The sequence below is a fragment of the Streptomyces sp. NPDC002602 genome (assembly GCF_042889445.1).
In the GTDB taxonomy this organism is placed as follows: domain Bacteria; phylum Actinomycetota; class Actinomycetes; order Streptomycetales; family Streptomycetaceae; genus Streptomyces.
Genome location: NZ_JBIAQX010000001.1, coordinates 889440 through 904815 on the forward strand (window position 1 = coordinate 889440; position 15376 = coordinate 904815).

Genomic DNA, 15376 nt, shown 5'->3' on the forward strand with positions numbered 1-15376 from the left:
GGGTTCGCCTGAACGGGCGGAGTTCAGACCATAGAGGTTTGAGCCAGTCTTCGGTCGTGTCAGGTTACTGAGCGGTCAATTCCCAAAAGGTATTTGTCGGTTTCGCTCAAAGCCCTCGGAGGGACCCGTTCCTGGCTTTGGTGTGTGACCAAGAACGGATCGCCAATTTCCGCTTTTGCTCGCTCCGTTGGGCAATGATCAGTACATTCGGCTCGGACAGGAGTCCGACCCTCGGGCGGACCCTCGACGGACCACGGCACGACTACCGCTTGGAGACCCCGATGGAGCGCCCCGCCTGGGCCCCGCCAGGCATCGACATATCGGTGCCCAGCGTGTCCCGCATCTACGATTACTACCTGGGCGGCTCGCACAATTTCGAGGTCGACCGCCAGGCCGCCCGGCGTGCCATGGAATTCCTGCCGGGCCTCCCCAAGATCATGCAGGCCAACCGGGCATTCATGCGGCGCGCCGTCCGCCACGCCGTCTCCGAGGGCGTCACCCAGTTCCTCGACATCGGCTCCGGTATCCCGACCTTCGGCAACGTCCACGAGATCGCCCGGGCCGCCAGCCCCGACGCGCGCGTCGTCTACGTCGACCACGACCCGGTGGCCGTCGCGCACAGCCAGGCCGTCCTGGCCGGGGACGAACTCACCGGAGTCGTCGCCGCCGACCTGCGCAAGCCGCAGGAGATCCTCGCCGCCCCCGAGGTCGGCCGACTGATCGACTTCGAACGCCCGGTCGCGCTGCTGCTCGTCGCCGTCCTGCACTTCCTCGAGGACTCGGACGACCCGTACGCCGCCGTCGCGCAACTGCGCGACGCGCTGGCCCCGGGCAGCCTGCTGATCCTCACCCACGCCTCGTACGAGGGCATTCCGCTGTCGCAGGAGGTCGCGGGCGGGGCGGTCGGCGTCTACCGGGACATCCGCAACCCGCTCGTGATGCGCGACCACCAGGAGATCAGCCGCTTCTTCGACGGCTTCGAATGGGTCGAGCCCGGCCTGGTCTCCATGCCGGACTGGCGCCCCGACCGCGCCGACTCGTCGGCCGACGGCGACACGCCGGAGGACCCGTACGCCTTCTCGGGCTTCGGCGGCGTGGGACGCAAGGCGTGAGACTCCCGGCCCCGACCCCGCACTCCGCCACCCCGGCCCCGACCATCCAGTCGGGTGCCGGGACCGGGAAGCACCCGAAGGAACCCCCGAGCGAGGACAAGCCGCCGCCCGGTCCGCGCGCGGGCCGGGCGCCCGTGGGAGAACTGCGGAGCGGGCTGGAGGACCGGATCGCGCGCTTCGCGACGATCTGGGGACGCGCCATCTTCCCGGTCACCGCCACGTCGCTGACGCGGCCGGAGTTCGAACGACACCTCGTCCCACTCACCCGTACCCTCACCGAGGCACTGCACGCGCGCCCCTTCGACGCGGCCATCGCCCAGCGGGTCGGCGCCGAACTCGTCGCCGTGCACTGCACCGACCCGGAGGCCCTGGCCGGGACCCTCGGCGTGGTCGAGTCGTACCTCGTCCTGTACTGCGGCCCGGACGGCGCCGGAGTCGAGGGCACCGAGGAGTACCGGGCCCGCTGCGCCAGGCTCCAACACGGCATCGCGGCCGGATACGCCCGGGCGCTGCGCGAACGCACCCTCAAGGAGCAGGAGGCCATCGCCCGCTCCGCCCTGACCGCCCGCATCGACGCCCAGAAGGCCCTGCACGCCAGCGAGGCACGCTTCCGGGCCGTCTTCGAGGGTGCCGCGATCGGCATCGGCATCGCAGACCTCCAGGGCAACGTGCTGGAGGTCAACGACACCCTGCTGCAGATGTTCGGCGGCCTCGAAGGACACGTCCGGGGCCGCAACGTCAGCGATTGGGGCCACCCCGACGACACCCCGCACGTGTGGCGGATGTACGGCGAGCTGGTGCGCGGGGAACGCGAGCACTACCGGGTGGAGAAGCCCTACTACCGGCACGACGGAACCGTGTTGTGGACCAATCTGACGGTGTCGCTGTTGCGTGACGCCGAGGGGCGGCCGCAGTACCAACTGGCCCTCATGGAGGACACCACCGAGCGCAGGCTGCTCAACCTGCGGCTGCGCTACGAGGCCACCCACGACGCCCTGACCGGCCTGCCCAACCGGACGCTCTTCTTCGAACGTCTGGAGAAGGCCCTCAACGGGGCCGGCGGCAGCCGCTTCGGCCTGTGCTACCTGGACCTCGACGGCTTCAAGGCGGTCAACGACAGCCTCGGACACTCGGCGGGCGACCGCCTGCTGGTGGAGGTCGCCGACCGGCTGGAGAGCTGTGCGACCGGGCCCGGCGAGGTCGTCGCGCGCCTCGGCGGCGACGAGTTCGTCGCGCTGACCACCGGGTCCGACACCGAGGAGAAGGTGACGGAACTCGCGGTCCGCATCCTCTCCGCGCTCTCCACCCCGATCCGGTTGGAAGGGCGGGAGCTCACTGTCCGGGGGAGCATCGGCATCGTCGAGGGCCCGGCGGGCGAACGCACCCCGGCGGAGGTGCTCCGCAGCGCCGACATCACGATGTACCGGGCCAAGGCGGCCGGTGGGAACCGCTTCGAGTTCGCCGACGAGGAGGCCGACGCCCGTGCCATCACCCGCCACGGCCTGACCAACGCCCTCCCGGCGGCGCTGGAACGCGGCGAGTTCTTCATCGAGTACCAGCCGCTGGTGCACATGCACGACGGCAGCGTCCACGGTGCGGAGGCCCTGGTGCGCTGGTCGCACCCGCAGTACGGGGTACTCGGTCCGGACCGCTTCATCCCGTTGGCCGAGCGGACCGGACTGATCGTGCCCCTCGGCCGCTGGGTCCTGGAGGAGTCCGTCCGACAGGCCTGCAACTGGCAGCGCCAGTACGGTGGCGCGGCCCTGCGGATCAACGTCAACCTGTCGCCGACCCAGCTCCACCACCCCGGCCTGGTCGCCGACACCGTCCGGGTCCTGGAGGCCTCCGGGCTGGCCCCGGGCGCGCTGTGCCTGGAGGTCACCGAGTCGGCCTTGATCGGAGCCGACGACGAACTCCTCGAACCGCTGCGCCGGCTCGCGGCCCTCGGCGTGGACATCGCCCTCGACGACTTCGGCACCGGCTACTCCAACCTGGCCAACCTGCGCCGCCTCCCGGTCAGCGTCCTGAAGCTGGACCGCTCCTTCACCCAGGGGATGCAGCACCAACCGGCCAACCCCGTCGACGTCAAGATCGTCGAGGGGATCGTCGCCCTGGCCCACAGCCTCGAACTCGCCGTGACCGTCGAGGGCGTGGAGACCGGGGCCCAGGCCGCCCAACTGCGGGACCTCGGCTGCGATACCGCGCAGGGCTGGTACTACGCCCGCCCCGGCGCCCCGGACCGCATTCACACGCTCTCCCTCTCGGACGCGGTCCCCACCCCCTGACGCCCTCGCCGCCGCGCCGCTTGCCGGGTCTCATGGCGGCGGCATTCGGCTGTGTTCGGCGGCTTCGGCGGTGTTCGGCGGTGTTCGGCGGTGGTGCGGTGCGGGGACCGCCGAGGGCCCGCCGTCGGGGTGCGGGTGCCGGGTGTTGGGTGGCTGCCGTCGGGGTTCGGGTGCCGCGCGGGGCTTGCGCGGGACACGACCGAAGGGGCGTTCCCCGGCGGATAGCGGGGGATCGCGGGGGAGGTCAGCCCCGGCCGGTCTCCGTGCCGTTGCCCGGCGTACGGACCGCTGCCAGTACCCGTCGGTGTCGTCGGACGGTCTCGGTCAAGACCTTGGCGGCCGCCGGAAGTCGCTCCGCCTCGTAGGCGTCGAGAGCCTTCTCCCGAGCCGGTTCGGCCTCTTCAGCGAGGGCCGCGGCCACTGTTCGGGCCAAGGCCGCCGCGTCCTGGATTCCGGTGTTCATGCCCAGCCCTCCTGCGATCGGTTGGACGTGGGCCGCGTCCCCCGCGAGGAAGACCCGGCCCACGCGTATCCGGGGTGCCATGCGGACGTTGACCCGCCAGGTCGACAGCCAGGTGGCCTCCCCGAGGCGTATCCCCGGCATCCGGGCGTGCAGGTCGAACAGCCGCTGAAAGCTCTCCAGAGAGGGCGGCAGCGGCCGGCCGTGCTCGTCGCGCTCCCGGGAGGCCTGAAGCTGGAAGGTGTCTGTCTCCGGTATCGGGCAGAGCATCATGACCCCGCCGTCCGAGGTGAACCACTGGTGCCAGACGTCCCGCCCGAGTCCCGGTGCCGTCACGTCCCCGATGACCATCGCCTGCTCCTCCTCGCTCGTCCCCTCGAAGGGGACCCCGAGGAGGGAGCGGGTGGTGCTGCGTCCGCCGTCGCACCCCGCGAGATGACCGGCCCGGATCACCCGGCCGTCGGCCAGCTCCGCGTCGACACCGGCGGCGTCCTGGCGCAGGGCCGTGAGTCCGGCGCCGTACTCGACGTGCACGCCGAACTCGGCGAGCCGGTCGCGCAACACCGCCTCGATCTGCCACTGGCCCATGAACAAGAAGTCCGGGACGGGGGTGTCATTGACATGGGCGCCGTCGAAGTACTTGCCGAACGTCAGGTTCGAGATGCCGACGGCCGCCAGTCGCCCGGCGACGCCGAGGTCCGTGAAGACCTTGAGGCCGTCCTCGTTCAGGGTTTTGCCGCGAGACTCGCGGTGCGGCGACGTGCGCCGGTCGATGACCCGCACGGCGACGCCGCGGCGCGCCAGGTCGCAAGCGAGCGTCAGGCCGGTGGGTCCGGAGCCCGCGATCAGAACGTCGGTCATCGGGTGTCCTCTCATTGCCGTTTGCCGTCGATGACTCAAGGAAAGCGGCTCCGGAGCAAAAAAGCAACCCAGTTAAATATTTGACTCGGTCACATCTCGTGTGTACGGTGTGTGACATGGAAAACACGACAGGTCTACGTGAGAACAAGAAACTGCGTACGCGCCACCGGCTGGCGGCCACGGCGCTGGAACTCTTCCTGGAGCGGGGCTTCGACGCCGTTTCGGTGGCGGATGTCGCCGCCGCGGCCGAGGTCTCCAAGCCCACCCTGTTCCGGTACTTCCCGAGCAAGGAGGATCTGATCCTGGACCGCTTCGCGGATCATCAGGACGAGGCGGCCCGGATCGTGCGAGACCGGGAGAGAGGTCAGACCCCGGTGGGCGCCCTGCACGCGCACTTCCTGGCGGCCCTCGCGGAACGGGATCCGATCACAGGCCTCTGCGACCATCCGAACGTCCTCGCGTTCCAGGGGCTGCTGTACTCCACGGCGAGCCTGGAGAGTCGCATGGCCCACTACACGGCCCGTGAGGTGGAGCTGCTCGGGGAAGTCCTGGAGGGGGAGTCCGTCGCGCCGCTCGCCGCCCGGCTGGCGGCCACGCACATGGTGGCGGTGCGTCAGGGACTGGGGCGGGCGAACTGGGCCCGCGTCTCCTCGGGCGCGAGTGCGGACGACGCTCACGCGACAGCCGTCACCGAAGCCGACCAGGCCTTCGGGATGTTGGCCGAGGGGCTCGACGCGACCCTGTCCAGACGTACCTGAGCGGGCCGCCTCGCCGCCCCGGGGCCCCGCTGCCGACCACCCTCGGGCCTCCGTACCCGACCGCCCCCGGGCCTCCGCGGCCGACCACCCCGGACCCCGACGGCGGGCCCGCCACCGCGGTCCTGGGTGGCGACCCGGTCAGCCGTCCAGCAGTATGCGCTTCAGTTCCCGGGCCGCGCGCGGTGGGGCGACGTCCGTGCGGTGGGCCAGGGCGATCGTGCGGCGCAGGGGGGAGCCCGCCAGGGGTGTGGCGCGCAAACCGGGGCCGCCGTGGGCGACCACCATGGCCGGAACCACCGCGACACCCAGACCCGCCCGGACGAAGCCGAGCACCGCGTCCATCTCGCCGCCCTCCACCGTGAACACCGGCTCGAAGCCCGCCGCCCGGCAGGCCGCCACCGTCAGGTCGCGCAGGTCGTAGCCGTGTCGGAACATCACCATCGGTTCGTCCCGCAAGGCGGAGATCGTCAGCGGGCCGCCTCCCGCCGGCGGCGGAAGGTCGGCCGAGGAGACCACGACCAGGTCCTCCGTCAACAACTCCACAGTGGTCAGGGCAGGTGCCGACGGCGGTAGCGGCAGCGAGACGAGGGCCAGGTCCAAGACCCCTCGCGCCAGTTCCCGTACGAGGTCCAGCGAGCCGCTCTCCTCGATCAGCAGCTCGATCCCGGGGTGGGCGGTGTGGAAGGCCCGCAGTACGCCCGGCAGCAGCCCCGTGCACACGCTCGGCGTGGCCCCGAGCCGCACCCGCCCGCGCCGTAGCTGCGCCAGTTCCTGTACCTCCAGCCGTGCCGTGTCGGCGTCCGCGAGGATGCGTCGGGCCAGCGGCAGCAGGGCCTCGCCCGCGTCGGTGAGCGCGATGTTGCCGCGCGCCCGACTGAAGAGTTCCGCCCCCAGCTCCCTTTCGAGCGCTTTGATCTGCTGGGACAGCGAAGGCTGCGCCACGTGTTCACGCTCTGCCGCGCGGGTGAAATGCCGGGTCTCGGCAACGGCCACGAAGTACACGAGCTGCTGGAACTGCATCGCCCCAGGGTAGCCCTTGTATAGAGAGTCCCTATCGACATCAGCTTCACCATGTCTTGGACCTTTCGGGACCTTCGTCCCTACCGTCGATGTCATGGCATTGGCAACCCGGACGGATCGACGGCCGTCCACCCCGCGCACGCTCTGGGACTCCACCGTCGGCAAGAAGTCCGTGATGGCGGTCTCCGGCCTGATCATGCTCGGCTACCTCGTCGTCCACATGCTCGGCAACCTCAAGATCTTCTTCGGCGCGGACGAGTTCAACGGCTACGCCCACTGGCTGCGCACGCTCGGCTCCCCGTTCCTGCACCACGAGTGGGCCCTGTGGATCGTCCGCCTCGTGCTGGTCGCCGCCGTCGTCGCCCACGCGGTCTGCGCGTACCAGCTCAGCCGCCGCGACATCAAGGCACGCCCGGTCAAGTACGCCCACAAGCGGCGGCGCGCGAGCTATGCCACCCGCACCATGCGATGGGGCGGAATCATCCTCGCCCTGTTCATCGTCTGGCACCTCCTCGACCTCACCACGCTCACCGTCAACGACCGTGCCTGGGCCGGCCACCCCTACGAGAACGTGCTGTCCACCTTCTCCACCTGGTACGGCAACACCATCTACATCGTGGCGATGGCGGCCCTCGGTCTGCACGTCCGCCACGGCTTCTGGAGCGCCGCCCAGACCCTCGGCGCCGGCAACGCCCGGCGCGACCGGGCCCTGAAGTTCCTGGCCGACGCCCTGGCCCTCGTCCTCTTCGCGGGCTTCGTGTCCGTGCCCGTCGCCGTCATGACCGGAGTGGTGAGCTGACCATGAGCACCCCCTACGCCGACTACACCCTCGGCGACCCGATCGCCGACACCAAGGCCCCGGAAGGTCCGATCGCCGAACGCTGGGACCGCCGCCGCTTCGAGGCCAAACTGGTCAACCCCGCCAACCGCCGCAAGCACACCGTCATCGTCGTCGGCACCGGTCTGGCCGGCGGGGCCGCCGGCGCCACCCTCGCCGAGCAGGGCTACCACGTCGTCCAGTTCTGCTTCTCCGACTCCCCGCGCCGCGCCCACTCCATCGCCGCGCAGGGCGGCATCAACGCCGCCAAGAACTACCGCAACGACGGCGACTCCGTGCACCGCCTCTTCTACGACACCGTCAAGGGCGGCGACTTCCGCGCCCGCGAGTCCAACGTCCACCGCCTCGCCCAGATCTCCGTCGAGATCATCGACCAGTGCGTGGCCCAGGGCGTTCCCTTCGCCCGCGAGTACGGCGGCCTCCTCGACACCCGCTCCTTCGGCGGAGTCCAGGTCTCCCGCACCTTCTACGCCCGGGGTCAGACCGGACAACAACTGCTGCTCGGCGCCTACCAGGCGCTGTCCCGACAGATCGCCGCCGGCAACGTCGAGATGCACGCCCGCACCGAGATGCTCGACCTGATCACGATCGACGGAGTGGCCCGGGGCATCGTGGCCCGCGACCTGATCACCGGCACGATCCAGGCCCACTACGCCGACGCGGTGGTCCTGGCGAGCGGGGGCTACGGCAACGTCTTCTACCTCTCCACCAACGCCATGAACTCCAACGCGACCGCCGTCTGGCGGGCGCATCGACGCGGCGCCCACTTCGCCAACCCCTGCTTCACGCAGATCCACCCCACCTGCATCCCGCGCACCGGCGACCACCAGTCGAAGCTGACCCTCATGAGCGAGTCGCTGCGCAACGACGGCCGGATCTGGGTCCCCAAGGCCGAAGGCGACACCCGGCCCGCCGCCGACATCCCCGAGGAGGAGCGCGACTACTACCTGGAGCGGATCTACCCCTCCTTCGGCAACCTCGTGCCCCGCGACATCGCCTCCCGCGCCGCGAAGAACGTCTGCGACGAGGGTCGCGGCGTCGGCCCCGGCGGGCAGGGCGTGTACCTCGACTTCGCCGACGCGATCAGCCGCATGGGCAAGGACAAGGTCGCGGAGAAGTACGGCAACCTCTTCGACATGTACGAGCGGATCACCGCGGAGAACCCGTACGAGGTGCCCATGCGGATCTACCCCGCCGTGCACTACACCATGGGCGGATTGTGGGTCGACTACGACCTCCAGACGAGCGTCCCCGGGCTGTTCGCGATCGGCGAGGCCAACTTCTCCGACCACGGGGCCAACCGCCTCGGCGCCTCCGCGCTGATGCAGGGTCTGGGCGACGGCTACTTCGTCCTCCCCTCCACCATCAACGACTACCTGGCCCGCCGCCACACCGAGGCCGCCGCCGACGGCGACGCCGTGGACGACGACCACCCCGAGGTCGCCGCCGTACTGCGCGAGACCCGCGACTGCCTGGCCAAGCTGCTCGCCGTCGACGGCGACCGGACCCCCGACTCCTTCCACCGGGAGATCGGTGAACTCATGTGGGAGTACTGCGGCATGGCCCGCACCGAAGCCGGTCTGCGCAAGGCGCTGGCCCGCATCCCCGAGATCCGCGAGGAGTTCTGGAAGCGGATCAAGGTCCCGGGCAGCGGCGCCGAGTTCAACCAGTCGCTGGAGAAGGCCAATCGCATCGTCGACTACCTGGAACTCGCCGAGCTGATGTGTCTCGACGCCCTCCACCGCGCCGAGTCCTGCGGCGGGCACTTCCGCGAGGAGTCCCAGACCCCGGACGGCGAAGCCGCCCGCCGCGACGAGGAGTTCGGGTACGTGGCCGCCTGGCAGTACCAGGGCACCGGCGCCGCACCCGTCCTGCACAAGGAAGACCTCGTCTTCGAGTACGTCCACCCCACCCAGCGGAGCTACGCATGAGGCTCACCCTGCGCGTCTGGCGCCAGCGCAACCCCGAAACCCCGGGCGCCATGGCCTCCTACGAGGTCGACGGCATCTCCCGGGACATGTCGTTCCTGGAGATGCTCGACACCCTCAACGAAGACCTCATCCTGCGCGGTGAGGACCCGGTCGCCTTCGACCACGACTGCCGCGAGGGCATCTGCGGAGCCTGCAGCCTCGTCATCAACGGTGACGCCCACGGACCCGAGCGCACCACCACCTGCCAGCTCCACATGCGTTCCTTCGCCGACGGGGACACCATCGACGTCGAGCCCTGGCGCGCCTCGGCCTTCCCGGTGGTGAAGGACCTCGTCGTCGACCGCAGCGCCTTCGACCGGATCATCCAGGCCGGCGGCTACATCACAGCCCCCACCGGCGCCGCCCCCGAGGCACACGCCACCGCCGTGCCCAAGCCGGCCGCCGATCACGCCTTCGAGCACGCCGAGTGCATCGGATGCGGTGCGTGCGTGGCCGCCTGCCCCAACGGCTCGGCCATGCTGTTCACCTCCGCCAAGGTCAACCACCTCAACGTGCTGCCCCAGGGCTCGCCCGAACGCGAGACCCGCGTCCTCGACATGGTGGCCCGGATGGACGACGAGGGATTCGGCGGCTGCACCCTGACCGGCGAGTGTGCCACGGCCTGCCCGAAGGGCATTCCGCTGCCGTCGATCGCCGCGATGAACAAGGAGTGGCTGCGGGCGGTCCGCAAGCGCTGAACCGGGCCGCGCGAGCCCCCGTACGAGCGCCCCCGGACGGCCGGGCCGGCCGGTCCCGGTTCCCCCGGCCTGGGCCGATCGGCTGACCCGATCCGCCGACCGGGCGCTCGTACGGGCCGTACGTCGCGCCGCGCCCCGGCGGCACGCGGCGCGTGCGGGACAGTGAGCCCCATGCCTCAAGCCCCCGCCGGGACCGGACCGCGCCGCCGCACCGTGTTGGCCGCCGCCCTCGCCCCGCTCGCGGTGGCCGGCTGCGCCTCCGAGGAACCCACCCGCCCGGCGCCCGGCCCCCAGGCCCTCGCCGAGGACGCCGTCGTGATGGTGATCCGGCACGGGGAGAAGCCGTACGCCGGGGACACCGGCGAGGACGAGGACGGCAACGAGGACCCCGGATTCCTGGCCGGTCGCGGATGGCGCCGCGCCGAGGAACTGCACCGGCTCTTCCCACCGAGCCGCGGCTCCGTGCTGCCCCGGCCGGCGGCCGTCTTCGCCACCGGCGGCAAGCCGCCCGCCCCGGCCCGCTGCAAGCAGACCGTCGAGGCGCTGGCCACCGCGCTGAAGACCCCCGTCCGCACCGAGTTCGGCATCGGCGCCGAAGCGGGCCTGGCCCGCGCCGCCCTGGCCGCGAGGATGCCCGTACTCGTCTGTTGGGAGTACGCCGGCATGCCCCGCCTGGTCCGCGCCCTCGGCGCGCACCAGGTCCTCGGGGTCCCCGCGATCTGGCCCGACCGCTACGACCTCGTCTGGGTCTTCACCCGCCGCCGGGGTGAGTGGAGCTTCCGCGAACTCCCGCAGCAACTGCTGCCGGGCGACGCCTGAGCCGCCCCGGTGCCTGCCCGGGAGGCGGACGTCAGCTCCCGCCTTCGGAGCCGAGCGCCCGCGCCAGGTAGCCCGCCGTGACGCTGCCGGGCGTACGGGCCACCTCGCGCGGGGTTCCCGACGCGATCACGCGGCCGCCCGCCGCACCACCGCCCGGGCCCATGTCGAGGACCCAGTCCGCGCCCGCCACCACCGCCATGTCGTGCTCCACGACCACCACCGAGTGACCGGCGTCCACCAGGCCGTGCAACTGCCGCATCAGCACCCGCACATCGGCCGGATGCAGTCCCGTGGTCGGCTCGTCCAACAGGTACAGGGTGTGGTCACGGCGCGAACGCTGGAGCTCCGCCGCCAGTTTGACGCGCTGCGCCTCCCCGCCCGACAGCTCGGTCGCCGGCTGGCCCAACCGCAGGTAGCCCAGTCCGATCTCCTCCAGCGCCCGCAGGCTGCGCCCCGCCGCCGGGACCTCCGCGAAGAACCCCGCCGCGGCCTCCACGGTCAGACCGAGCACCTCCGCGATGTTCAGACCCCGGTAACGGACCTCCAGGGTCTCGGAGTTGTAGCGGGCACCCGCGCACTGCGGGCACGGGGCGTACGTACTCGGCAGGAACAGCAGCTCCACCGACACGAAGCCCTCGCCCTGGCAGGTCTCGCAGCGGCCGCCCGACACGTTGAAGGAGAACCGGCCCGCCTTCCAGCCGCGCGCCTTCGCCTCCTCGGTGGCCGTGAAGAGCCTGCGCACCACGTCGAACAGCCCCGTGTACGTGGCCAGGTTGGAGCGAGGGGTCCGGCCGATCGGCTTCTGGTCCACCTCCACGAGGCGGCGTACGGGGAAGTCCGGATCGGCGAGCCGTCCGGAGACCTCCCCGGCGAGCGCCTGTCCGACGAGCGTGGACTTCCCGGACCCGGACACGCCGGTGACGGCGGTGAACACCCGCAGCGGGAACTCGGCGTCCACACCGCGCAGGTTGTGGCGCCGTACCCCGCTGAGTCGGATCGTCGCGCCGGCGGTGCGCGCCGGCCGGGGCGCGAGGGGCTCCTGCGTGCCGAACAGGGCGCGCGCGGTCGCCGATTCGCTCACGTCGGCCAGTGCGGCCGGCGGTCCGCTGTGCAGTACTCGCCCCCCGTGCTCGCCGGCCGCCGGCCCGACGTCCACCAGCCAGTCCGCGTGGCGCACCACGTCCAGATGGTGTTCCACGACGAACACGGTGTTCCCGGCCGCCTTCAGCCGGTCCAACACGCTCAACAGGGCTTCGGTGTCCGCCGGGTGCAGCCCCGCCGACGGCTCGTCCAGGACGTACACCACCCCGAACAGGCCCGAGCGCAACTGCGTGGCCAGCCGCAACCGTTGCAGTTCGCCCGCCGACAGGGTCGGCGCGGTGCGGTCCAGGCTCAGGTAGCCGAGTCCCAACTCGGTGACGGGGTCGATGCGCGAACGCAGGTCCTCGATCAGGACCCGCGCCGCCTCACCCTCCGAGGGCGCCGACGCCAGCACCTCGTCCAGGTCCGTCAGCGCGAGCGCCGCCGCCTCGGCGATCGTGCGGCCCGCGAAGGTCACCGCGAGAGCCTCGGGGCGAAGCCGGCGCCCCTCGCACACCGGGCAGGGCGAATCGGTGAGGAACCGCTCCGCCCGGGCCCTGAGGGTGGCGCTCTTGCTGTCGGAGAAGGTCCGCATCACGTACCGGTGCGCGCTCATGTACGTGCCTTGGTACGGTCGTTGGATGCGGTCCGCGTCGCGTACCGGGTGCACGGTCACCACGGGCTGTTCCTCCGTGAACAGGATCCACCGGCGGTCCTCGGCCGCCAACTCCTTCCACGGACGGTCGACGTCGTACCCGAGCGCGTCCAGGACGTCCCGCAGGTTCTTGCCCTGCCAGGCGCCAGGCCAGGCCTCGATGGCGCCTTGACGGATCGACAGGTCGGGATCCGGTACGAGGAGTTCCTCGCTGGTGTGGTGGACGCGGCCCAATCCCTGGCAGGAAGGGCAGGCGCCGGCTGCCGTGTTGGGGGAGAAGGAGTCGGAGTCGAGCCGTTCGGCGCCGACGGGATAGGTGCCCGCCCGCGAGTACAGCATCCGCAGGGAGTTCGACAGCAGGGTCACCGTCCCCACCGAGGAGCGCGAGCCGGGTGAGGAACGCCGCTGCTGCAACGAGACGGCGGGCGGCAGGCCGGTGACGGAATCCACCTTCGGGGCGCCGATCTGGTGGATCAGTCGGCGGGCGTACGGGGCCACGGACTCGAAGTAACGGCGTTGGGCCTCGGCGTAGAGCGTCCCGAACGCCAGGGAGCTCTTGCCGGAGCCGGAGACCCCGGTGAAGACGGTGAGCGCGTCGCGCGGGATGTCCACGTCGACCCCGCGCAGATTGTGCTCCCGGGCGCCCCGGACCCGTACGAAGGGGTCGTGGCTCGGGTTCGGGGGGTCGGGGGCGTACGGGTCCGGGGCGGGGGAGTGGTGCATTCGCCCCACTTTAGTGCGGCGAGACCGTCGCGGCCCGCTCCCGCCCCCCGATCACATCGGCATGCGGCGCCCGCTCAGAGCCCCGCGAGCCGGGCCAGCCCCGCGAAGGAGTCCAGCAGGGCCGTCCGGTCGTAGGTGGAGGTCGTGACCAGCAGTTCGTCCGCCTCCGTCGTCCGCGCGACCTCGGCCAGCTCCGCCGCGACCCGCTCCGGAGTGCCGTGGACGTGCCCGACCAGCGCGCCCTCGTACAGCTCACGCTCCTTCGCGGTCATCTCCAGCGCCTCGATCTCCTCGGCCGGACGGAGCGGCGGGAAGCTGCCCCGGGTGCGGGAGTACGCGAGGGACCAGGCCTCCGGGACCAGGATCCGGCGGGCTGCCTCCTGCGTATCGGCGACCGCCACGGTCCCGGAGACCATCACGTACGGCTCCGCGCCCCAGGCGGACGCCCGGAACTCCTCGCGGTAGCGCTCCACGACCTCGGTCACCTTCGCCCGGCCCCGCAGGTCCCCGACCACCATCGGCAGCCCGGCCCGCGCCGCGATTCCGGCGCCCTCGCCGGTGGCCAGCACGTACGGGGCGATCGGCAGCCCCTCCGCCGGCCGGGCGTGTACCTGGGGGTGGGCGCGCTGGGTGCCGTCCAGCCAGCCCAGCAGCTCGGTCAGTTGCTCCTCGAACAGGTCGGCGTCCTTGGTGTCCCGTCCCAGCGCCCGCCGGATCCCGTCCGTGAAGCCGACCGAGCGGCCGAGGCCCATGTCGACGCGGCCGGGGAACAGGGACTCCAGTACCCCGAACTGTTCGGCGACCACCAGCGGTTGGTGGTTGGGCAGCATCACCCCGCCCGTGCCCACCCGGATCCTGTGGGTCGAGGCGGCCACGGCCGCGGCCAGCACGGTCGGCGCGGAACCGGCGACGCCGGGCACACTGTGGTGCTCCGACACCCAGAAGCGGTGGTAGCCGAGTTCCTCCGCCGCGCGCGCCAGCGTCACGGTGTCGCGCAGCGCCTGCGGGGCACTGTGGCCCTCGCGGGTCCGGGACCGGTCGAGTATCGAGATTTTTCGGATCACACCGGTGTCAACGTCGTGGAACGAGGAGGATTCCCCGGTCCGGGAGGGCGCGAGGGGGATTGCACCGCGGGTCGAGCGCCGGCGGGTCGGCGCGCGCCCGGGGCGCGGGCCTGACCGGCGCCACTTCGACGGCGGAACCTAGGCTGGGCGTATGACGCGTGAGACCGACAACCGCCGCCCGCTGGCCGTCTTCGACATCGACAACACCCTGGCCGACACCGACCACCGGCAGCACTTCCTGGAGCGGCGCCCCCGGGACTGGGCGGGATTCTTCGGCGCGGCCCCGGCCGATCCGCCGCTCGCGCGCGGGGTGGCGCTCGCGGTGGAGAGCGCGGTCGAATGCGAGGTCGTGTACCTCACCGGGCGCCCCGAGCGGTGTCGTGCGGACACCGTCGAGTGGCTGACCCGGCACGGTCTGCCGGAGGGGCGGCTGTGGATGCGCGGCAACCAGGACCGTCGCCCGGCCCGGACGACGAAGCTGGAGGTGCTGCGGCGACTCGGGCGGGGTCGGGACGTGCGGATGCTGGTGGACGACGACGAGCTGGTCTGTCAGGCGGCCCGGGCGGCCGGCTTCCGGGTGGTGCTCGCCGACTGGGCACAGGACGCACCGGAACTCAAGTCCGCTCAGGAGGGCGAGGGCCGCACCTGAGCGGCGGGCCCCGCGTGCCGTCCGGGGCGGGGCGGCGGCCCTCGCCGTCGACCGGGAGGTGTCGGTCCTCGCGTCACTCCTCGCCGTCGATGCGGAAGCCCACCTTGAGGCCGACCTGGTAGTGGCCGATCTCGCCGTTCTCGATGTGTCCGCGCACCTGGGTGACCTCGAACCAGTCGAGGTTGCGGACCGTCTGCCCCGCGCGGGCGATTCCGTTCCTGATGGCCTGATCGATGCCCTCCGAGGAGGTGCCGACGATCTCGGTCACCCGGTACGTGTGATTGGACATGGGGTCTCCCGATGGTGGTCGCTGTTGCCTTGTTCCAAGGTGCCCCAGTAAGTCCGGGTCCGCGAACTTTGCGTGAACGATCCCGAGCGAAAGGT

The 15376-nt window shown here is 71.5% G+C and carries 13 protein-coding genes; 8 read left to right on the forward strand and 5 right to left on the reverse strand.

What is annotated here, in order from left to right; translation table 11 throughout:
- The first annotated feature begins 281 nt into the window (after nucleotides 1-281).
- Complete coding sequence (locus ACFYW3_RS03570) at nucleotides 282-1112, forward strand: SAM-dependent methyltransferase (protein WP_351752329.1); 831 nt, start codon at nucleotides 282-284, stop codon at nucleotides 1110-1112.
- Between the two features lie 134 nt (nucleotides 1113-1246).
- Complete coding sequence (locus ACFYW3_RS03575; protein ID WP_351752327.1) at nucleotides 1247-3397, forward strand: EAL domain-containing protein; 2151 nt, start codon at nucleotides 1247-1249, stop codon at nucleotides 3395-3397.
- 244 nt (nucleotides 3398-3641) lie between these two features.
- On the opposite strand, the gene ACFYW3_RS03580 is transcribed toward ACFYW3_RS03575, so the two are convergent.
- On the reverse strand, nucleotides 3642-4718 hold the full coding sequence (locus ACFYW3_RS03580) for an FAD-dependent monooxygenase (RefSeq protein ID WP_389385395.1): 1077 nt from the start codon (nucleotides 4716-4718) through the stop codon (nucleotides 3642-3644).
- Between the two features lie 116 nt (nucleotides 4719-4834).
- Between ACFYW3_RS03580 and ACFYW3_RS03585 the strand changes: the two genes are divergently transcribed.
- Nucleotides 4835-5476, forward strand: coding sequence for a TetR/AcrR family transcriptional regulator (locus ACFYW3_RS03585; RefSeq protein ID WP_389385396.1), 642 nt, complete (start codon nucleotides 4835-4837; stop codon nucleotides 5474-5476).
- A 138-nt stretch (nucleotides 5477-5614) separates the two neighbouring features.
- On the opposite strand, the gene ACFYW3_RS03590 is transcribed toward ACFYW3_RS03585, so the two are convergent.
- A complete protein-coding gene (locus tag ACFYW3_RS03590; protein WP_351752291.1) occupies nucleotides 5615-6496 on the reverse strand; it encodes a LysR family transcriptional regulator in 882 nt (293 codons plus the stop codon).
- Nucleotides 6497-6590: 94 nt separating this feature from the next.
- Here ACFYW3_RS03590 and ACFYW3_RS03595 point away from each other — a divergent pair, with 94 nt between their 5' ends.
- The 4 genes from ACFYW3_RS03595 (at nucleotide 6591) to ACFYW3_RS03610 (ending at nucleotide 10821) form a co-directional block, all read left to right on the forward strand.
- Nucleotides 6591-7295 (forward strand): succinate dehydrogenase, encoded by a 705-nt coding sequence (locus tag ACFYW3_RS03595; protein WP_351752289.1) that lies wholly within the window; start codon nucleotides 6591-6593, stop codon nucleotides 7293-7295.
- Nucleotides 7296-7297: 2 nt separating this feature from the next.
- The gene (locus ACFYW3_RS03600) at nucleotides 7298-9265 is read left to right on the forward strand and encodes a fumarate reductase/succinate dehydrogenase flavoprotein subunit (protein ID WP_389385397.1); all 1968 of its coding nucleotides are present in this window, start codon (nucleotides 7298-7300) and stop codon (nucleotides 9263-9265) included.
- Entirely contained in the window at nucleotides 9262-10002 is a 741-nt protein-coding gene (locus tag ACFYW3_RS03605; protein WP_351752286.1) for a succinate dehydrogenase/fumarate reductase iron-sulfur subunit, read from the forward strand. The genes ACFYW3_RS03600 and ACFYW3_RS03605 overlap by 4 nt, the downstream gene beginning before the upstream one ends.
- A gap of 171 nt (nucleotides 10003-10173) precedes the next feature.
- Nucleotides 10174-10821, forward strand: a complete 648-nt coding sequence (locus tag ACFYW3_RS03610; protein WP_351752284.1) for a histidine phosphatase family protein — start codon at nucleotides 10174-10176, stop codon at nucleotides 10819-10821.
- A 31-nt stretch (nucleotides 10822-10852) separates the two neighbouring features.
- Here ACFYW3_RS03610 and ACFYW3_RS03615 read toward each other — a convergent pair whose 3' ends face one another.
- Together ACFYW3_RS03615 and ACFYW3_RS03620 are read right to left on the reverse strand one after the other, a co-directional pair.
- Entirely contained in the window at nucleotides 10853-13279 is a 2427-nt protein-coding gene (locus tag ACFYW3_RS03615; RefSeq protein ID WP_351752283.1) for an excinuclease ABC subunit UvrA, read from the reverse strand.
- A 74-nt stretch (nucleotides 13280-13353) separates the two neighbouring features.
- Entirely contained in the window at nucleotides 13354-14343 is a 990-nt protein-coding gene (locus tag ACFYW3_RS03620) for an LLM class flavin-dependent oxidoreductase (protein WP_389385398.1), read from the reverse strand.
- Between the two features lie 151 nt (nucleotides 14344-14494).
- Between ACFYW3_RS03620 and ACFYW3_RS03625 the strand changes: the two genes are divergently transcribed.
- The gene (locus ACFYW3_RS03625; protein ID WP_389385399.1) at nucleotides 14495-14992 is read left to right on the forward strand and encodes a hypothetical protein; all 498 of its coding nucleotides are present in this window, start codon (nucleotides 14495-14497) and stop codon (nucleotides 14990-14992) included.
- A gap of 73 nt (nucleotides 14993-15065) precedes the next feature.
- Here ACFYW3_RS03625 and ACFYW3_RS03630 read toward each other — a convergent pair whose 3' ends face one another.
- Nucleotides 15066-15281, reverse strand: a complete 216-nt coding sequence (locus ACFYW3_RS03630; protein ID WP_351752279.1) for a dodecin — start codon at nucleotides 15279-15281, stop codon at nucleotides 15066-15068.
- Between the last annotated feature and the right edge of the window lie 95 nt (nucleotides 15282-15376).